The organism is Kocuria oxytropis (assembly GCF_040981195.1).
GTDB classification, from domain to species: Bacteria; Actinomycetota; Actinomycetes; order Actinomycetales; family Micrococcaceae; genus Kocuria; species Kocuria oxytropis.
Genome location: NZ_JAVFXA010000014.1, coordinates 19,311 through 37,302, shown reverse-complemented (window position 1 = coordinate 37,302; position 17,992 = coordinate 19,311). Strand labels below are relative to the sequence as shown.

The 17,992-nt window shown below is 73.9% G+C and carries 17 protein-coding genes; 12 read left to right on the top strand and 5 right to left on the bottom strand.

What is annotated here, in order from left to right:
- Positions 1-122: 122 nt before the first annotated feature.
- From QYM41_RS14130 to QYM41_RS14105, 6 genes are read left to right on the top strand one after another with little or no spacing between them, the layout of a single operon-like run.
- The gene (locus tag QYM41_RS14130) at positions 123-1,661 is read left to right on the top strand and encodes an ABC transporter substrate-binding protein (protein ID WP_368800414.1); all 1,539 of its coding nucleotides are present in this window, start codon (positions 123-125) and stop codon (positions 1,659-1,661) included.
- Positions 1,658-2,614, top strand: coding sequence for an ABC transporter permease (locus tag QYM41_RS14125; protein ID WP_368800413.1), 957 nt, complete (start codon positions 1,658-1,660; stop codon positions 2,612-2,614). Before QYM41_RS14130 ends, QYM41_RS14125 begins: the two co-directional genes overlap by 4 nt.
- A complete protein-coding gene (locus QYM41_RS14120) occupies positions 2,611-3,579 on the top strand; it encodes an ABC transporter permease (protein ID WP_368800412.1) in 969 nt (322 codons plus the stop codon). Before QYM41_RS14125 ends, QYM41_RS14120 begins: the two co-directional genes overlap by 4 nt.
- A complete protein-coding gene (locus QYM41_RS14115) occupies positions 3,579-4,616 on the top strand; it encodes an ABC transporter ATP-binding protein (protein WP_368800411.1) in 1,038 nt (345 codons plus the stop codon). Before QYM41_RS14120 ends, QYM41_RS14115 begins: the two co-directional genes overlap by 1 nt.
- Entirely contained in the window at positions 4,613-5,731 is a 1,119-nt protein-coding gene (locus QYM41_RS14110; protein WP_368800410.1) for an ABC transporter ATP-binding protein, read from the top strand. Before QYM41_RS14115 ends, QYM41_RS14110 begins: the two co-directional genes overlap by 4 nt.
- A gap of 38 nt (positions 5,732-5,769) precedes the next feature.
- Positions 5,770-7,404, top strand: a complete 1,635-nt coding sequence (locus tag QYM41_RS14105; RefSeq protein WP_368800409.1) for an SLC13 family permease — start codon at positions 5,770-5,772, stop codon at positions 7,402-7,404.
- Positions 7,405-7,444: 40 nt separating this feature from the next.
- Here QYM41_RS14105 and QYM41_RS14100 read toward each other — a convergent pair whose 3' ends face one another.
- Both QYM41_RS14100 and QYM41_RS14095 read right to left on the bottom strand, forming a co-directional pair.
- Positions 7,445-8,212 (bottom strand): endonuclease/exonuclease/phosphatase family protein, encoded by a 768-nt coding sequence (locus QYM41_RS14100; RefSeq protein ID WP_368800408.1) that lies wholly within the window; start codon positions 8,210-8,212, stop codon positions 7,445-7,447.
- An 83-nt stretch (positions 8,213-8,295) separates the two neighbouring features.
- Positions 8,296-8,859 (bottom strand): Dps family protein, encoded by a 564-nt coding sequence (locus QYM41_RS14095; RefSeq protein WP_368800407.1) that lies wholly within the window; start codon positions 8,857-8,859, stop codon positions 8,296-8,298.
- A 197-nt stretch (positions 8,860-9,056) separates the two neighbouring features.
- Here QYM41_RS14095 and QYM41_RS14090 point away from each other — a divergent pair, with 197 nt between their 5' ends.
- The 4 genes from QYM41_RS14090 to QYM41_RS14075 all read left to right on the top strand — a co-directional run bounded on the left by QYM41_RS14090 (position 9,057) and on the right by QYM41_RS14075 (position 13,674).
- On the top strand, positions 9,057-9,281 hold the full coding sequence (locus QYM41_RS14090) for a hypothetical protein (protein WP_368800406.1): 225 nt from the start codon (positions 9,057-9,059) through the stop codon (positions 9,279-9,281).
- A 37-nt stretch (positions 9,282-9,318) separates the two neighbouring features.
- Positions 9,319-9,870: a hypothetical protein gene (locus QYM41_RS14085; RefSeq protein ID WP_368800405.1), complete on the top strand. Its 552-nt coding sequence runs from the start codon at positions 9,319-9,321 to the stop codon at positions 9,868-9,870.
- A gap of 70 nt (positions 9,871-9,940) precedes the next feature.
- Entirely contained in the window at positions 9,941-11,977 is a 2,037-nt protein-coding gene (locus tag QYM41_RS14080; protein WP_368800404.1) for an oxidoreductase, read from the top strand.
- Between the two features lie 68 nt (positions 11,978-12,045).
- On the top strand, positions 12,046-13,674 hold the full coding sequence (locus QYM41_RS14075) for an amidohydrolase (protein ID WP_368800403.1): 1,629 nt from the start codon (positions 12,046-12,048) through the stop codon (positions 13,672-13,674).
- A 12-nt stretch (positions 13,675-13,686) separates the two neighbouring features.
- Here the strand turns inward: QYM41_RS14075 and rraA are convergent, their stop codons facing one another.
- The 3 genes from rraA to QYM41_RS14060 are packed head-to-tail and all read right to left on the bottom strand — an operon-like array spanning position 13,687 to position 16,548.
- Positions 13,687-14,166 carry a ribonuclease E activity regulator RraA gene (gene rraA, locus QYM41_RS14070; RefSeq protein ID WP_368800402.1) on the bottom strand — a complete coding sequence of 160 codons (480 nt, stop codon included), beginning with the start codon at positions 14,164-14,166 and terminating at the stop codon, positions 13,687-13,689.
- A gap of 41 nt (positions 14,167-14,207) precedes the next feature.
- Complete coding sequence (locus QYM41_RS14065; RefSeq protein ID WP_368800401.1) at positions 14,208-15,797, bottom strand: MDR family MFS transporter; 1,590 nt, start codon at positions 15,795-15,797, stop codon at positions 14,208-14,210.
- 19 nt (positions 15,798-15,816) lie between these two features.
- Complete coding sequence (locus QYM41_RS14060) at positions 15,817-16,548, bottom strand: PepSY domain-containing protein (RefSeq protein WP_368800400.1); 732 nt, start codon at positions 16,546-16,548, stop codon at positions 15,817-15,819.
- A gap of 172 nt (positions 16,549-16,720) precedes the next feature.
- Between QYM41_RS14060 and QYM41_RS14055 the strand changes: the two genes are divergently transcribed.
- Both QYM41_RS14055 and QYM41_RS14050 read left to right on the top strand, forming a co-directional pair.
- Positions 16,721-17,491, top strand: coding sequence for an FHA domain-containing protein (locus QYM41_RS14055; RefSeq protein ID WP_368800399.1), 771 nt, complete (start codon positions 16,721-16,723; stop codon positions 17,489-17,491).
- Entirely contained in the window at positions 17,492-17,989 is a 498-nt protein-coding gene (locus tag QYM41_RS14050) for an FHA domain-containing protein FhaB/FipA (protein WP_368800398.1), read from the top strand.
- Positions 17,990-17,992: the final 3 nt, after the last annotated feature.

The window sequence follows — 17,992 nt, the reverse complement described above, 5'->3', positions numbered from 1 at the left end:
TCCCGGGTGCATAGGGTGGGACGACACCCACGACCGGGTGCGCACCGGCAGGGCGGCCGGACGGGCCGACCCGCCGGGTCCTCCCGGGCGGACGGCTCATTCCTACCACCGGGAGGCGGCGGATGGCACGCGGAGCACGGATCGTCGCGCTGGCCGGTGCCGCGTGCCTCGTCCTGGGCGCCTGCTCGGCGGGCGAGGGCGTGGACCTGGCGGGCGCGGGGGAGATCGACACCGACGACTACCTCCAGGTGGCCATCGCCGGGGAGCCGGACCAGCTCGACCCCCACAACACGAGCGCCTACTTCTCCTTCCAGATCCTCGAGAACGTCTACGACACCCTGGTGGAGCCCGACGAGAACCTCGAGATGCAGCCGGCCCTCGCCGAGTCCTGGGAGGTCAGCGAGGACCAGCTGTCCTGGACCTTCCACCTGCGGGACGACGTCACGTTCCACGACGGCTCCGCGTTCACGGCCGAGGACGTCGTGTACTCCTACGACCGGATCATCGACGAGCAGCTGGCCAACGCCTACCGCCTGTCCGCCGTGGAGGACGTCGTGGCGGTCGACGAGCACACCGTGCGCATCGACGTGTCCCAGCCGACGCCCGCCCTGCTGGCCGCGATCGGCGGGTACAAGGGCATGGCCATCGTGGAGCGGCAGAACGTGGAGAGCGGGGACGTCCAGCTCGACCCGGTGGGCACCGGACCGTTCGACGTGGTGGGCAACTCCGCGAGCACGGCCGTGACCCTGCGGGCCAACGAGGACTACTGGGGCGAGGGCCCCCACGTCCCGGGGGTCGTCTACCGGTTCATCTCGGAGGGCACCACGGCGCTCGCGGACCTCACGGCCGGGGAGGTGCACTGGACGGACTCCATCCCGCCGCAGCGGGTGACCTCGCTGCGGGAGAACCCGGACGTCGAGGTCGCCGGCGTGCCGTCCACCGACTACTGGTACGTGACCATGAACCAGCAGCGCCCGCCCTTCGACTCCCTCGAGGCACGCCTGGCCGTGGCGCACGCCATCGACCGGGAGGCCATCGCCCAGGTCACCTGGTACGGCAACGCCACCGTGAACCAGACCGCCGTGCCGGAGACCTCCGTCTGGTACCACGAGTACGCGCCCTTCGAGCAGGACCTCGACCGCGCCCGCGAGCTCGCCGAGAGCTCCGGGCTGGCCGGGCAGACCGTGGACCTGATGGTCACCAACGAGTTCCCGGAGACGGTCACGGCGGCGCAGGTGATCGCCGCCAACCTCTCGGAGATCGGGGTCTCCACCGACATCCGCACCCTCGACTTCGCGACCTGGCTCGACGAGCAGGCGCGGGGGGACTTCGACATGCTGCTGCTGGGCTGGCTCGGCAACGTGGACGTCAATGACTACTACTACAACCAGCACCACTCGGAGGGCGCGAACAACGCGCAGGGCTACAGCAACCCCGAGGTCGACCGGCTCCTGGACGCGGGGCGCACCGAGACCGACCAGGACGCCCGGAAGGAGCTCTACGACCGGGCGGCGGAGCAGATCGTGGACGACGCCAGCTACGTCTACCTGTACAACCCGGACGTGGTCCAGGCCTGGAGCCCCGAGCTGCAGGGCTACGAGGCCCGCCCGGACCGCGCCATCCGGTTCAAGGACGTCCGGCTCGAGGAGGACGGCGCATGAGCAGCCCGCTGCTGAGATTTCTCGTCAAGCGCCTCCTGCACACCGTGGTGGTGCTCTTCGGGGTGCTGGTCGTGGTCTTCGCGCTCCTCCAGCTCGTCCCCGGCGACCCCGTGCGGGTCGCCCTGGGCACCCGCTTCACCCAGGAGTCCTACGACGCCCTGCGGGAGGCCTCCGGGCTGGACCGGCCCCTGCTCGTGCAGTTCTTCGCCTACATCGGCAACGCCCTCACCGGCAACCTCGGGGTCAGCTTCCGCAGCGGCGAGCCGGTGACCCTCGTGCTGCTGGACCGGCTGCCGGCCACGGTCTCCCTCGGGCTCGCCGGCATCACGATCGCCCTGCTCATCGCGTTCCCGCTCGGCACCTGGGCCGCCCTGCGCCGCGGCTCCGCGGCGGACGGCGGGATCCGGGCCGTGAGCCAGTTCGGGGTCTCGGTCCCCGACTTCTGGCTCGGCCTGCTCCTGATCATCGTCTTCTCGACGATGCTGGGGCTGCTGCCGCCGTCGGGGTACGTGCCCTTCACGGAGGACCCGTGGGGCTGGCTCCAGCGGGTGGTCCTGCCCGGGCTCGCCGTGGGCGTCGTCTCCGGGTCCATCATGACCCGCTACGTGCGCTCCGCGGTGCTCGACGTCGTCGGCTCCTCCTACGTGCGCACCGCCCGCTCCAAGGGCCTGCCCCGCCGCACGGTGATCGGCCGGCACGTGCTGCGCAACGCGCTCGTGCCGATCCTCACGGTGGCCGGCGTCCAGGCCGCCACGATGCTCGGCGGCCTCATCGTCATCGAGGTGGTCTTCGCGTGGCCCGGTCTGGGCCGGCTGGTCTTCGACGCCGTCGCCGCCCGCGACTACCCGGTGGTCCAGGGCGCCGTGCTGCTGATCGCCCTCATCTTCCTGCTGATCAACCTGCTGGTGGACATCCTGTACGCCGTCGTCGACCCGAGGATCCGTGTGTCATGAGCCGCTCCGAGACGCCCTCGCCCGACCGCCGCGACGCGGGTGCCGGGGACGGCGGCGCCGTCCCCGGCACCCGGCCCGCCGAGCCGGCGGAGACCCCGGAGGAGGTGAGCCGCACCGGCACCCTGCGCATGCTGGTCTCGAACAAGGTCACCGCCGCCGGCCTGGTCATCCTCGTCCTGGTGGTCCTGCTCGCCGTGCTCGGCCGCTGGATCGCCCCCTACGGCGCGAACGACATCGACGTGGTCAACGCCCTGCAGCCGCCCTCGTGGGCGCACCTGTTCGGCACCGACGAGCTGGGCCGGGACGTGTTCTCCCGCGTGGTGCTCTCCGCCCGGATCTCCCTGACCGTGGGGCTCGTGGCCGTGGGCATCGCCCTGGTGGTGGGCGTGGCCCTGGGCCTCGTGGCCGGCTTCTTCGGCGGCTGGCTCGACACGATCATCATGCGCAGCGCGGACGTGCTCTTCGCGTTCCCCATCCTCCTGCTGGCCATGGCCATCGTGGCCGTCCTGGGCCCGGGGCTGACCACCGCGATGATCGCGATCGGGGTGGTGTACACGCCCATCTTCGCCCGCATCACGCGGGCCTCCACGCTGGCCGTGCGCGAGGAGCTCTACGTCAAGGCCTCCCAGGCCGTCGGGGCCTCGGACGGGCTCATCCTGCGCCGCCACGTGCTGCCCAACATCATGGGGCCCATCACCGTCCAGACCTCCCTCTCCCTGGCCTTCGCGATCCTCTCCGAGGCCGCGCTGTCCTTCCTGGGGCTCGGCGTCCAGCCGCCCGAGCCCTCGTGGGGACGGATGCTCTACGACGCCCAGGCGTTCATCTACGACGCCTGGTGGATGAGCGTGTTCCCGGGCCTGGCCATCTTCCTCACCGTGCTGGCCTTCAACCTGGTGGGCGACGGGATGCGCGACGTCCTCGACCCGCGCCAGCGGACCGCCGACGAGATCCGCAGGAGCGCCTGATGCGCACGACCGAGCACCCCCGCCCCGCCGCCCCGGCGCCCTCCGACGGGGACGTGCTGCTCGACGTGCGGGACCTCACCGTGCGGATCGGCCCCGCCGAGATCGTCAACGGCGTGTCCTTCTCGGTGCCCCGGGGCGGGACCCTGGGCATCGTGGGCGAGTCCGGGTCCGGCAAGTCCATGACGGTGCTCGCGGCCACCGGCCTGATCGACTCCCCGCCCGCCCGGGTGAGCGGGCAGTCCCTGCTGGACGGGCAGGACATCGTGCGGATGGACCCCCGCCGGCTGCGCGGCGTCCACGGGAAGCGGGTGGGCTTCATCTTCCAGGACCCCGCCACGTCCCTGAACCCGGTGCTGACCGTGGAGCAGCAGCTCACGGAGGCACCGCGCTTCCACCTCGGCCTCACCCGCCGCGACGCCCGGCGGCGGGCGCTCGAGCTGCTCGAGGCGGTCGGCATCCCCGACCCGCCGTCCCGGCTCTCCTCCTACCCCCACCAGCTCTCGGGCGGGATGAAGCAGCGCGTGATGATCGCCGTGGCCCTGGCCTGCGACCCGGAGCTGCTCGTGGCGGACGAGCCCACCACCGCGCTCGACGTCACGACGCAGGCCCAGATCCTCGAGCGGGTCAAGGAGCTGCAGGAGTCCCGGGGCATGAGCGTGATCTGGATCAGCCACGACCTCGGGGTGGTCTCGGGCATCGCGGACCGGGTGGCCGTGCTCTACGGCGGGCAGATCGTGGAGTCCGCGCCCCTCGAGGAGCTCTTCACCGACCCCCGGCACCCCTACACCCGGGGCCTCATGGCCGCCCGTCCGCAGACGGCCCGCGGCAAGGGCGAGCTCGCCGTGATCCCCGGCAGCCCGCCGGACCCCAAGCACCTGCCCCCGGGCTGCCTGTTCTGGGACCGCTGCCCCGTCCGCGGGGACCCGCGCTGCGAGACCGAGCGTCCCCCGGAGACCCGGGTGGGGCCGGAGCACGTGGTCCGCAGCTTCTACGGCGACCGCACCGACGGCTCCGGCCGGCGAGGAGGCCACCGATGAGCGCCGACGACCGGCCGCTGCTCAGCGTGCGGGACCTGCAGGTCCGCTTCCCCGTGACCACCGACCGCGGCAAGGGTGTGGTGCAGGCGGTGGCCGGGATCGACTTCGACGTCCACCGGGGACAGACGGTCTCCCTGGTCGGCGAGTCCGGCTCCGGCAAGTCCACCGTGGCCAACGCGCTGATGCACCTGGTGGAGCCCAGCGCGGGGACCGTGCTGCTCGACGGCCAGGACATCACCTCCGTGCGCGGGCGCGAGCTCAAGGCCCTGCGGCGGCGCATCGCCATGGTCTTCCAGGACCCGTTCGCGTCCCTGGACCCCCGCCAGCACGTCTCCCGCGCCGTGGCGGAGCCGCTCGAGGTGCACGGCCTCGGCGGGGACAAGGAGGGCCGCCGCCGCCGGGTGGCGGAGCTGTTCGAGCTGGTCGGTCTCTCCGGGCGCTTCCTGGACCGGTACCCGCACGAGCTCTCCGGCGGGCAGCGACAGCGCGTGTCCATCGCCCGGGCGCTCGCGGGCGAGCCGGACCTGATCATCCTGGACGAGGCGACCGCCTCCCTGGACGTCTCCGTGCAGGCGCAGATCATGAACCTGCTCAACCGGCTGCAGGGCGAGCTGGGCCTCACGTACCTGTTCATCGCCCACGACCTCGCCGTCGTGGAGCACATGAGCGACCACGTGCTCGTGATGTACCTGGGCCGGCTCATGGAGGACGGCGACGTCCGGGACCTCTTCGAGGCCCCCGCCCACCCCTACACCCGCGCCCTGATGGCCTCCGCCCCCTCGGCGGACCCCGTGGCCGAGCGCCGTCGGCGCACGGCCCCGCTCGAGGGCGAGGTGCCCTCCCCCCTCGACCCGCCGTCCGGGTGCGTCTTCCGCACGAGGTGCCCGTGGGCCGCCGCCGAGTGCGCGCGGACCGTCCCGCCGCCCGTCCCCCCGCCCGGCAACTCCCCGGAGCACCGCCGCAGCACCCGGGAGCACCTCGCCGCCTGCATCCGGCTGCCGGAGGTGCAGGCCTCCGGCAGCGGTCCCGGCCCCGCGGACGGGCGGCGCCCGGACCCGGCGGGCACGGGCAGCACCCGCCCCGCGCCGTGGGCCGCCGGGCCGTCCGGGACCTGAACCATCCCGCAACCACCACGAGCACACCAGGAGCAGACATGGGCAGCACGCCATCGGTCCCCGGATCCCGCGTCCAGGACGACGCCCGGGGACCCCGCAGCACGCAGGAGGTCGACCAGCGCTCGCCGGGTGAGCGCGCCCCGGCGGAGCACCACAAGACGCACCGGATCAAGTGGGCCGGGCTCGTGGGGGGGCTGGTCCTGGCCCTGCTCATCTACGTCCTCCTGCCGGCGGACCTGGCCCCGCACGCGCGGCTCACGGCCGCCACCGCCGTGCTGATGGGCGTGTGGTGGATGACGGAGGCCATCCCGATCCCGGCCACCGCCCTGCTGCCGCTGATCATCTTCCCGGTGCTCGCCCCGAACGTCGCCGTCGACGACGTGGGCGCATCCTACGGCAGCAACATCATCTTCCTGTTCATGGGCGGGTTCCTCCTGGCGCTGGCCATGCAGCGCTGGAACCTGCACCGCCGGATCGCCCTGCGCACCGTCCGGGTCATGGGCACCAAGCCCGCCCAGATGGTGGCCGGCTTCATGGTCGCCACCGGCTTCCTCAGCATGTGGGTCTCGAACACCGCCACCGCCGTCATGATGATCCCCATCGGCGTGTCCGTCCTGCTGCTGCTGCCCAACCTGATGAACGACGCCGCCGCCGCGGCCGGCGCCGAGCCGGCCGACGCCGACCTCGAGAACGCCGACCCGCGGAGCGAGCAGGTGAAGGAGGCGGTCATCGCCTCGAACTTCGGCACGGCCATGATGCTCGGCATCGCCTACGCCGCGTCGATCGGCTCCCTCGGCACGATCATCGGCACACCGCCGAACACGCTGATGGTGGGCTACCTCCAGGAGTCGCACGACATCACCGTGGGCTTCGGCCAGTGGATGCTCGTGGGAGTGCCGCTGTCCGTGGTGATGCTCGCGATCGCCTGGTTCCTGCTCACCAAGGTGCTGTTCAAGCCGGAGATCGACGAGATCCCCGGCGGGCGCAAGCTCATCAGCGACGAGCTGCACAAGCTCGGTCCCATGTCGACCGGCGAGAAGCTCGTGCTGGCGATCTTCGCGCTGGCGGCGTTCAGCTGGGTGTTCGTGCCCGTGATCTTCGACTCCCCGCCGATCAGCGACGCCGGCATCGCCATGGTCGTCGGCGTGCTGCTCTTCCTGCTGCCGGCGGGCGCCCAGCGCGGGGTCCGGCTGCTGGACTGGGAGTCCGCGGTCAGGCTGCCGTGGGGCGTGCTGCTGCTGTTCGGCGGCGGCCTGGCGCTGTCCTCCCAGTTCTCGGCCTCGGGGCTCACAGAGTGGATCGGCACCCAGGTCGAGGCGCTGGGCGCCGTGCCCGTCGTCGTCCTCGTCCTCGTCGTGGCCGCCGGCGTCATCTTCCTGACCGAGCTCACGAGCAACACGGCCACGGCGGCGACGTTCCTGCCGGTCGCCGGCGGCGTGGCCCTCGGCCTGGACATGGACCCGATGCTGCTGGCCATCCCTGTCGCCCTGGCGGCGACGTGCGCGTTCATGCTGCCGGTGGCCACCCCGCCCAACGCCATCGCCTTCGGCTCCGGCTACGTGACGATCGGGCAGATGATCAAGGGCGGGCTGTGGCTGAACATCGTGGGCATCGCCCTGATCACCCTGGTGACGATGACCCTCGGGGTGTGGGTGTTCGGCATCGTGTACTGACCGGTCCCCGCCGTCCGGCGGCGCACGGCGGCCCCCGCGCTCAGGCGCCGGGGCCGTCGTCGAGCTCGACCTCGGCCAGGACCGGGAAGTGGTCGGAGGCCCACACCCCCCGCGGCCGCTCCGCGAGGACCCGGGAGCCGAGGACGCGGACGCGGCCCCCGTACAGGATCCAGTCGAGCCGGGGCGCACCCGCCCGGGGCTCGCGGTAGCGGGGGAAGGTGCCCGCCGCGTCGGGGGGCAGGGTGTCGCGCAGCCCGCCGGCGAGCGCGGCGTCCCAGGTGCGGGACCGGCCGGCCGCGGCGTTCATGTCCCCGAGGAGCAGCAGCGGTCCGTCCCGGCCCAGCAGCAGCCGCTGCAGGACGGCGAGCTGGCGCAGCCGGGAGTGCTCCGGCCACGGGTCCAGGTGGGTGGCGACCGCCCGCCAGGCCACCCCGGTGCGCCGGTCCACGAGGTCGGCCAGCACCAGCGTGCGCGGGAAGAGGTCGCCCGGCCACCTCGAGCCCGGGACTTCCGGCTGCGGCGACAGCCACCGCTGCTCCCACCGCTCGATCCCGAACCGCGCGGTGTCCACGGACAGCAGGCACCGCTCCCCGCGGCCCCCGCCGTCCCGGCCCGTGCCCAGCAGGACGTGGTCCGGGCCCAGGGCCGCCTGCACGGGATGGAGCTGCTCGGGCAGGACTTCCTGGAGGGCGGCCAGCTGGGGCCGGTGCGCCCGGAGCACCGCCTGCACCGCGGGCGCCCGGGTGAACCAGGCGTCCGGCGCCGCCCGGCGGTACGCCCCCAGGGGGCGCCGGATGTTGAAGGTCATGGCCGTGAACGCGCCCCGGCCCCGCGGACCGCGGGGGTCGGCGGGGCCGGGGCGGGGCGGGGTGGCCGCGGGCACGGGCGGGGTCAGCGGGCGGCGGACTCCGCCGCGCCCTGCTCCGTGCGGGCCCCTCCGTGCTGGAGGTCACCGCCGCTGTTCTCGAGGTGGGCCCGCATGAACCACTGGAAGAGCTCGAGCTCCCGGACCTGGCCGATGAGCATGTCCTCGGTGACGGGGTCGAGCTCCCCGACCTTCCGGATCGCGTCCCGGTGGTCGCCGATCACGCCGTTGTAGACGACGTCGAGGGCGGCCAGGTGCTCCACGGCGGTGGCGCGGTGGACGGAGTAGTCGTCCCAGGAGCGGTTGCGGACGAGGTCGCCGGGCAGGCCGCTGGGGCCCACGCCCATGGTCGCCATGCGCTCGGCGAGCTCGTCCACGAAGCCGCGCACGAGCTCGATCTGGGGGTCCAGCATCTCGTGCACGGAGATGAAGTTGGGGCCCACCACGTTCCAGTGGGCGTGCTTGAGCGTGAGCTGCAGGTCGTTGAGGGCGTGCAGGCGCTGCTGCAGGGTCTCGGCCACCTCGTGCCCGTTCTCGGTGGACAGGCCGGGCACGGTGTAGGGGGCGGTGCGCTGGTCGGAAGCAGCCATGGGTTCGTCTCCTCGTCTCCGACCCGCCGCGCGGCGGGCCGGGTCGACTGTCTCGGGCGGCCCGCGGGAGCGGGCTCTCCGACCCACTATGGCACGCCCCCCACCGACTGTCAGCACCCTGTCCATTCGCTGTCCGCGATATCCGGGCCCGGCACCGCCCCTTGCCAGGTCCGGCAGCCACTGGTTGGCTGGCAGCCATGGACACGACATCCGGAGCCGGCAGCCCGCTTCCCGACGACCCGCACCTGGCCGACGACGTCGGGGTGCCCGACACCCCGGCCCGTGACCTCGGGACGGCCCAGGAGCCCCTGGGCCAGACCAATGCCGGCCAGCGCGTGCCGAGCGCCGGCGACGCCGCTGCTCCCGCGGACCCCGACGTCGGGGTGGACGCGGACGGGCCCGGCCCCACGGCCGGGGACTGACCCTGCGGGGCGGGACGCCACCCCTTGGGTGGTCCCCATGAGCACTCGCGGCACCAGCACGGCCGGGATCGCCCGCGCCACCGGCATTCCCTGGGAGACCTGGACGGCGCGGCTCGAGGAGCTCGGCGCCCGGTCGATGAGCCACGCCGAGATCGCCCGCCGCGTCGCGGAGCAGCTGGACGGCGTCGTCGAGAACCACGAGTGGTGGGCGCAGTCCGTCACCGTGGCCTGGGAGCAGCACACGGGGGTGCGCCGCCCGGGGCAGACGGGGGACGGCAGCTTCGGGACCAGCGCGAGCCGCACGGTGGCGGGCACCCCGGACGAGGTGCTGACCCGCTGGACGGAGCTCCTGGCGGGGCGCACCGAGGTCGACGGCGTCCCGTTCCGGCAGCCGCCCAGCACGGCCAGGACCGAGAAGTGGCGCTACTGGCGCGCCCGGCTCGCCGACGGCACCCGGGTCGCAGCCACCCTCGGGGAGGCGGGACGCGGCCGCACCACGGTGGCCGTCGCGCACACGGGACTGCCCTCCGCCGAGGACGTCGCCCGGTGGCGTGGGGTCTGGAAGGAGCTGCTGGCCGCGCTCCCCTGACGCGCCGCGCTTGTGAGACAGTTCACTGCTCGCCTACGGTGGCCCAAGTACCTGAGACGAGGAGTATCACATGACCCTGCCCTACCCGCGCCTGCTCGCGCCCCTGGACCTGGGCTTCACCACCCTGCCCAACCGGGTGCTCATGGGGTCGATGCACACCGGTCTCGAGGAGCTGCCCGGCGGCTTCGAGCGTCTCGCCGCGTTCTACGCCGAGCGTGTGCGCGGCGGTGTGGGACTCATCGTCACCGGCGGCATCGGCCCGAACCCCGAGGGCGCCACGCACGCGGGCGGCGCCGTGCTCCGCACGCCGGAGGAGGTCGCCCGCCACCGCACGGTCACGGACGCCGTGCACGCCGAGGGCGGGCGGATCGCCCTGCAGATCCTGCACGCCGGCCGCTACGCCAGGACGCCGGACGCCGTGGCCCCGAGCCCGCTGCGCGCGCCCATCAGCCCGGTGGTCCCGCACGAGCTCACCGCCGAGGAGATCGAGCGGACCGTCGAGGACTTCGCCCGCACCGCCGCGCTCGCGCGGGAGGCCGGCTACGACGGCGTGGAGGTCATGGGCTCGGAGGGCTACCTCATCAACGAGTTCGTCGCCGCCGAGACCAACCACCGCACCGACCGGTGGGGCGGGTGCTTCGAGAACCGGATGCGCCTGCCCGTGGAGATCGTCCGCCGGGTGCGCGAGCGCACCGGCCCGGACTTCATCCTCGTCTACCGGCTCTCGATGCTGGACCTGGTCCCCGGCGGCTCCACGCTCGAGGAGGTCGTGGCCCTGGCCCGGGCGGTCGAGGCCGCCGGCGCCACGCTGCTCAACACCGGCATCGGCTGGCACGAGGCGCGCATCCCCACGATCGCCACGGTCGTCCCCCGCGGCGGCTTCTCGTGGGTCACGCGCCGGCTCAAGGGGGAGGTCGGGATCCCCCTGATCGCCGTCAACCGGATCAGCACCCCGGAGACCGCCGAGCGGATCCTGACGGACGGGGACGCGGACATGGTCTCGCTGGCCCGGCCCCTGCTCGCGGACCCCGACTTCGTGGCCAAGGCCGCCGACGGGCGGGCGGACGCGATCAACACGTGCATCGCGTGCAACCAGGCGTGCCTGGACCACACCTTCGCGGGCCGGACCGCCTCCTGCCTGGTGAACCCCCGGGCGGGGCACGAGACCCTGCTGCACCTGGGGCCCACCCGCCGGGCCGAGCGGATCGGCGTGGTGGGCGCGGGCCCCGCCGGGCTGGCCTTCGCCGTCAGCGCGGCGGAGGCCGGGCACGCCGTGACCCTCTTCGAGGCGGAGGACCGGATCGGCGGGCAGTTCCTGATGGCCCTGCGCATCCCCGGCAAGGAGGAGTACGCGGAGACGCTGCGCTACTACGGCGTGCGGCTCGCCGAGCTGGGGGTGGACGTGCGCCTCGGGACCCCGGCGGGACCGGAGCACCTCGGCGGCTTCGACCGGCTCGTGCTCGCCACGGGCGTGGAGCCGCGCGTGCCCGCCGTCGAGGGCGTGGACCACCCCTCGGTCGTGGGCTACCGGGACGTCCTGCACGGCGGGGCCCCCGTGGGCCGCCGGGTGGCGGTGCTCGGCGCCGGGGGCATCGGCTTCGACGTCGCGGAGTTCCTCCTGCACGCCCCGGGCACGGACTTCTACCGCGCGTGGGGCGTGGACACGACGCTGTCCGCCCGGGGCGGTCTGGTGGCGCCCCGTCCCGGGCGCCCCGCGCGCGAGATCACGCTGCTGCAGCGCTCCCCCGGCAAGCCGGGGGCGGGGCTGGGCCGCACGACCGGCTGGATCCACCGGGCCTCGCTGCGGGCCGGGGGCGTGCGCACCCTCAGCGGGGTGACGTACCGGCGGATCGACGACGACGGGCTGCACCTCACCGTGCCGGGCCCCGACGGCACGGAGCCGGCCGAGCAGGTGCTGCCGGTCGACTCGGTGGTGCTGTGCACGGGGCAGGAGCCGCTGCGCCGACTGCACGACGCCCTGCTCGGCGGCGGGCACGACACGGACGCCGTCCCGGTGCACCTCATCGGCGGTGCCGACGTCGCGGCCGAGCTGGACGCCAAGCGCGCGATCCGGCAGGCCACCGAGCTGGTGGCCGCCCTCCCCTGACCCCCGCCCCGTCCCGTCCGGCGGGCGGCGGGTGCCACCATGGGGGCAGTCCCCCGGAAAGGATTGGCATGCAGCTCGACCTCCAGCTCGTCAACGCGACGGTCCTGACCATGGAACCGGAGCGCCCGACGGCCTCGAGCCTCGGCGTGCACCAGGGGCGGATCGTGGTCCTCGACGACCCGGACGTGCCGGCCGCACGGACCGTGGACCTGGGCGGGACCACCGTGCTGCCGGGGTTCGTGGACGCGCACTGCCACACCACGTGGTTCGGGCTCGGTCTGGCCGAGGTGGACCTCGCCGGGTGCACCTCCCTGGACGAGCTCTACGCGGCTCTCGAGCGCGGCATGGCCGCGAAGCCGCCGGACGAGGAGTGGCTCATGGCCACCGGCTTCTACCCGGCCACCGTGGGCGGGTCGCTGCCCGACATCGACGTCCTCGACCGCATCACCGGCCGCACGCCGCTGTTCGTCCGGCACACGTCCGGGCACGCGGCCGTGGTGAACTCCGAGGCGCTGCGCCGGGCGGGGATCCTCACCCCCGGCACCCCGGACCCCGTGGGCGGCCGGGTGGTGCGGGACGACACCGGGCGCGCCACGGGCCTGGTCGAGGAGACCGCCCAGGCCGTGGTGCAGGAGCTGTTCCGCCCCTATCCGGTGGCCAAGATCGTGGGCGCGCTCGAGCGCGCCACCGCCCGCTACGCGGCCGAGGGGATCACCACGTTCGCGGAGGCCGGGGTCGGCGCCGGGTGGATCGGGCACAACCCCTCCGAGCTGCAGGCCTACCAGCAGGCCCGGGACGCCGGGGTGCTGCACGCGCGGGCGCAGGTGATGCCCGTGCTGGACGTCCTGCACGGGATCGGCGGGCTCGGTGACGGCTCCGAGCGCGGGCTCGACCTCGGGCTGCGCACCGGCTTCGGCGACGACGAGCTGCGGCTGGGGCCGGTCAAGGTGTTCGTGGACGGCTCGCTGCTCGGGGAGACGGCCGCGGTGACCGAGGCGTTCTGCGGGGGCCACTCCACCGGCTACTTCCAGGAGAACCCGGAGCAGATGGCGGAGGCGATCCACGCCGCCTACCGGGCGGGCTGGTCGGTGGCCGCCCACGCGATCGGGGACCGGGCGATCGACTTCGCGATCGACGTGATCACCCGGTGCCAGGACGAGCACGGGCGCCGCCGGGTGCCCAACCGGATCGAGCACGCGAGCATCACCCGCCCCGACCAGCTGCCGCGGCTCGCGGCCGCGGGGATCGTGGTGACCCCGCAGATCGGCTTCCTGCGCCCCATGGCGACCCAGTTCCGCCGGCTCCTGGGGGCCGAGCGCACGGACTGGACCTACCGCGGCCGCAGCTTCCTGGACGCCGGGGTGCGGATCGCGGGCAGCTCCGACCGCCCGGTCGCCGACGGCGACGTGCTGCGCTCGGTCCAGGCCTGGACCGACCGGCTCGACGGCGACGGGCGACGGTTCGGCCCCGCCGGCGAGCGGCTCGGCGTGCTGGAGGCCCTCGCCGCCTACACCACCGAGGCCGCGAAGGCCCTGGGGATGGCGGACCGGATCGGCTCGATCGCCCCCGGCAAGCTCGCCGACCTGGTGGTGCTCGCGGAGAACCCCCTCGAGGTGCACCGCCGGGGCGGGTCGGTCGAGCACATCGGCGTCCTCGCGACCTACCGGGGCGGCCGGCTCACGCACCGCGCCGGCTGAGCGGGCGGGCGCTCAGCCCTCGACGAGGATCCCGTCCTCGTCGGCCCAGACCGTGCGGCCCGGCCGGAAGGTGACGCCCTCGATGACGACCGGCACGTCCTGCTCCCCGACGCCGTCCTTGGCGGACTTGCGCGGGTTGGAGCCCAGGGCCTTGACCCCGAGGGGCAGTCCCGCGAGCGCGACCCGGTCCCGGACGGGCCCGTTGATGATCACCCCGGCCCAGCCGTTGCGCACCGCGGACTCCGCGATCATGTCCCCCATGAGCGCGGTGCCCATGGAGCCGTGGCCGTCCACGACGAGGACCGCGCCCTCGCCCGGGGAGTTGAGCACGGCCTTGACCAGGCCGTTGTCCTGGAAGCAGCGGACCGTGCGCACCGGCCCGGTGAACGCGGGCGTGCCGCCGAGGTCGAGGAACTGGCGGGGGCAGGACATCAGCTGCTCCCCGCGCTCGTCGTAGAGATCGGCGGTGGTGAACGGGCGCGAATCGGTCATGGGCTGCTCCTGGGGCATCCGGTGGCGGTTCCGGGACCAGCCTAGCGACCGGCGCCGCGGTCGGTGCCCGCCCGCTCCGGCGACGGGCCCGGCGTCCCGGCCCGGGCGGCAGCGGCGGTCGTGCCCAGCGGGATCTCCTCGATGAGCAGGCACAGCACGAGGCAGCCCACCGCCACGGGCAGGCCCCACAGGAAGATCGGCGGCAGCGCCTGGGCGAACGCCTCCGCGACCGCCTGCTGCGCCGGTGCGGGCAGGCCCGCGAGCACCCGGGGGCTCAGGGCGTCCAGGTCGAGGGAGGGCACGTCACGGCCCGCCAGCGCGGTCTCGAGCCGGGCCACGAACACCGAGCCGAACAGGGCGATCCCGAAGGACGCGCCGATCTGGCGGAAGAAGTTCGACGACGCCGTGGCGACCCCCACCTCCGCCGGCGGCACCGCGTTCTGCACGATCAGCACGAGGTTCTGCATGAGGCAGCCGATGCCGAGGCCGGTGACGGTCATGCCCGCGGCGGTCAGGGCGTACGGGGTGGTGTCGTCGATCAGCGATAGCAGCACGAGTCCCGCCGCCATCACCACCGACCCCAGCACGGGCCAGTGCTTGTAGCGCCCGGTCCGCGCGATGCGGCGGCCGGTGCCGATCGTGCCGACGAGCATCCCGGCCGTCACGGGGATCATCATCAGGCCCGCGCCGGTGGCCGAGGCGCCGTCGACCATCTGCAGCCAGGTGGGCAGGTAGGTGATGGTGGCGAACATGATCACGCCCATCCCGACGGCCGCCGCGGTGGGCACCACGACGTTGCGCACGCGGAACAGGTGCAGCGGGACGATGGGCTCCGGGGCCCGGCGCTCGACCAGCACGAAGAGGGCGCCGAGCACCACGGTCGCCGCGGCGAGGCCGAGGATCCGGGGGCTGGACCAGGCGTGGGCCGTCCCTGCCCACGTGGTGAGGAGCACGAAGGCCACGCTGCCCAGGGCCAGCAGCGCCGTGCCCAGGACGTCGAGGCGCACCCGCCCCCGCGGGACGTGCGGCAGGTGCAGGCAGCGGGGGACGAACAGCAGGGTCACCAGCCCCAGGGGCAGGTTGATGTAGAACACCCACCGCCAGCTCACCAGGTCCGTGAGGAACCCGCCGATCAGCGGCCCGCTCACCGAGGCGAGACCGAAGGCGGCCCCGATCACGCCCATGTACCGGCCGCGCTCGCGCGCGGGGACGAGGTCGGCGATGATCGCCTGCGCCCCGATGAGCAGCCCGCCGCCGCCCAGGCCCTGCAGGGCGCGCAGGACGATGAGCTGGGTCATGTCCTGGGCGGCGCCCGCGAGCACGGAGCCGAGCAGGAAGACGACGACGGCCACCAGGAAGATCCGCTTGCGCCCGTAGAGGTCGCCGAGCTTCCCGTAGACCGGCAGGCCCACCGTGGCGGCGAGCACGTAGGCCGTGACCACCCAGGAGATCCGGTCGAGCCCGTCGAGGTCGCCGACGATCGAGGGCAGCGCCGTGGCCACGATCGTCTGGTCGAGGGCGGCCAGCAGCACCGCCATGAGCAGCCCCAGGAAGGTCAGCCGCAACCGGCGGCGGTCCGCGCGGCCGGGGTCCTCCGGCACCGCGGCGGGAGGCACCGGGGCAGGGGTCACGGGGCCGGGGGTCACCGGGTCAGCGGTCGATCTTCAGCACGGAGCCGTTCTCGACGTCGACGAACACGTCCACCGAGTTGCCGTTCGGCTCCTCGATCTCGACCTCCCACACGGTCGTGCCGTCCTCCGTCTCGAGCTGGACCTCGTCGAGGGTGCCGTTGACCGTCCCCAGCGCCGTGCGCACCCCGTCCTCGAGGGGCACCCGGACCCGGGCGAGCCGATCGCGGTCGTCGCCGTCCAGGGCGCCCTCCTCCTCCTGGCTGATCACGTCCGTGCCGTCCTGGGAGACGTACAGCTCGTGCTCGCGGTCGTCCGCGGTGACGGCGACCTGCCAGCTGGCGGGGCTGTCCTCGCGCCCGAGCTCGAAGGCCCGGGCGTCCCCGCCCACCGCGTCCTCCGCGGCGGCGACGGCGGAGGACACCACGGCCGCGTCCCCACCGCCGGTGGCGTCCGAGCCGGCGCTGCCCGAGGGCGAGGCGCTGCCGGACGGTCCGGCCGTGCCGTCGTCGGTGGCGTCGTCGTCCGGGCTCGCGCTGCCGTCGGGACTCGCGCTGCCGTCGGGACTCGCGGAGCCGTCGGGGCTCGCGGAGCCGTCCGGGGTGGCGGTGTCCTGCGCGGGCGCGCTCGTCCCCGCCGGATCGGTGGCGGCGCCCTCCCCGGCGCCTCCACCCCCGTCGCCGCAGCCCGCGAGGAGCAGGGCCGAGAGGGCGAGCGCGGCCAGGGACAGGGGCCTTCTGTCAGTGTGCTTCATGGTCGGGATTCTTCTCCCCGTCAGGCCCCCTGGCAAGGACGTGACCCGGGCGCGGACCCGCCCGGCGCGGACCCCCCACCGGGCTCACAGGCGTCGCGTCTACTATCCTGGAGAACGCCTGACCCGGGACCGGGGGCATGCGCACCATGATCGACGCCAGGAAGGAGGCGGCATGGGATTCCTCGAGAGCCTCGAGAAGAACATCGAGAAGGCCGTCCGCGCCGCCTTCGCCACCGGCTCCCGGAAGCGGGTGGAGGCGGTCGAGATCGCCAGCGCCCTGCGGCGGGAGCTCGACCACGAGGCGTTCACGATCTCCGCCGGCCGCACCATGGCCCCGAACGTGTTCGTCGTGGAGTTCTCCGACGAGGACTTCCCGCGGGCCCAGGACTGGGGCACGCCGCTCGCGGAGGAGCTGTGCGACGTGGTCATCAAGCACGCCCGCAGCCAGGCCTACACCCTCCAGGGGGCGGTGAAGGTCTCCTTCACGCGCAACCCGGAGGTGGAGGCGGGCGAGTTCCGCGTGCACTCCTCGGCCCAGCGCACCGCGGAGTCGCCCAACACGCCCGCCACGCCGAGCGGGCAGCGGATCGCGCGGGGCCACCGGCAGGAGGAGGACGAGCAGACGCGCGCCGTGCCGGCGCAGCACTGGATCCCGGTGCTCGACGTCGACGGCGCACGGTTCTCCATCAACGCGGACTCGATCGTGCTGGGCCGCTCCGCCGAGGCGGACATCACCGTGGAGGACACCGGGGTCTCCCGCAAGCACCTCGAGATCCGGCGGCAGGGCGAGCACTTCGTGGCCGTGGACCTCGGCTCGACCAACGGGTCCTACGTGGACGGGGAGCGGGTGATCGGCCGCACCGAACTGGTCAACGGTTCCGTGATCACCATGGGACGGACCAGGATCACGTTCCGCCTGCTGACCCCGAAGGGGAACCGCTGAATGTCCGAACTCACCGTTACTCTCCTCCGCTTCGGGTTCCTGGCCCTGCTCTGGATCTTCATCTTCAGCATCGTCGCCAGCCAGGGACGTGACCTGGCGGTCGGCGGGAAGCTCCCGGCGGTGCTCACGCGGTCCCGCGGCGAGCGCCGGGCCGCCGCGGAGAAGCCGGTGCCGCCCGCCCCGGGCCCCACCACCGGGCAGCGCTCGCGCCCGCAGACCCTGGTGGTCCTCGAGGGTCCCCTGCGCGGGCGCAGCTACCCCCTGGGCAACGCCCCGGTGCTGCTGGGCCGCTCCCCCGAGGCGACCGTCCCGCTCGGGGACGACTACGCCTCGGGCCGGCACGCCCGGCTGTTCCCGCAGGGCTCCCGCTGGTTCCTCGAGGACCTCGGCTCCACCAACGGCACCTTCGTCGGCCAGCAGCGCCTCTCCCGGGCGGTACCGCTCGAGCCCGGGACCCCGTTCCGGGTGGGCAAGACCGTCCTGGAACTGAGGTCCTGACGC

Bases quoted from the DNA above. Each gene is read 5' to 3' on its own strand.
- QYM41_RS14110 (WP_368800410.1), top strand. From the start codon at position 4,613: ATGAGCGCCGACGACCGGCCGCTGCTCAGCGTGCGGGACCTGCAGGTC.
- QYM41_RS14115 (WP_368800411.1), top strand. From the start codon at position 3,579: ATGCGCACGACCGAGCACCCCCGCCCCGCCGCCCCGGCGCCCTCCGAC.
- QYM41_RS14075 (WP_368800403.1), top strand. From the start codon at position 12,046: ATGCAGCTCGACCTCCAGCTCGTCAACGCGACGGTCCTGACCATGGAA.
- QYM41_RS14095 (WP_368800407.1), bottom strand. From the start codon at position 8,859: ATGGCTGCTTCCGACCAGCGCACCGCCCCCTACACCGTGCCCGGCCTG.
- QYM41_RS14080 (WP_368800404.1), top strand. From the start codon at position 9,941: ATGACCCTGCCCTACCCGCGCCTGCTCGCGCCCCTGGACCTGGGCTTC.
- QYM41_RS14050 (WP_368800398.1), top strand. From the start codon at position 17,492: ATGTCCGAACTCACCGTTACTCTCCTCCGCTTCGGGTTCCTGGCCCTG.
- QYM41_RS14055 (WP_368800399.1), top strand. From the start codon at position 16,721: ATGGGATTCCTCGAGAGCCTCGAGAAGAACATCGAGAAGGCCGTCCGC.
- QYM41_RS14130 (WP_368800414.1), top strand. From the start codon at position 123: ATGGCACGCGGAGCACGGATCGTCGCGCTGGCCGGTGCCGCGTGCCTC.
- QYM41_RS14090 (WP_368800406.1), top strand. From the start codon at position 9,057: ATGGACACGACATCCGGAGCCGGCAGCCCGCTTCCCGACGACCCGCAC.
- QYM41_RS14060 (WP_368800400.1), bottom strand. From the start codon at position 16,548: ATGAAGCACACTGACAGAAGGCCCCTGTCCCTGGCCGCGCTCGCCCTC.
- QYM41_RS14100 (WP_368800408.1), bottom strand. From the start codon at position 8,212: ATGACCTTCAACATCCGGCGCCCCCTGGGGGCGTACCGCCGGGCGGCG.
- QYM41_RS14085 (WP_368800405.1), top strand. From the start codon at position 9,319: ATGAGCACTCGCGGCACCAGCACGGCCGGGATCGCCCGCGCCACCGGC.
- QYM41_RS14125 (WP_368800413.1), top strand. From the start codon at position 1,658: ATGAGCAGCCCGCTGCTGAGATTTCTCGTCAAGCGCCTCCTGCACACC.
- rraA (WP_368800402.1), bottom strand. From the start codon at position 14,166: ATGACCGATTCGCGCCCGTTCACCACCGCCGATCTCTACGACGAGCGC.
- QYM41_RS14120 (WP_368800412.1), top strand. From the start codon at position 2,611: ATGAGCCGCTCCGAGACGCCCTCGCCCGACCGCCGCGACGCGGGTGCC.
- QYM41_RS14105 (WP_368800409.1), top strand. From the start codon at position 5,770: ATGGGCAGCACGCCATCGGTCCCCGGATCCCGCGTCCAGGACGACGCC.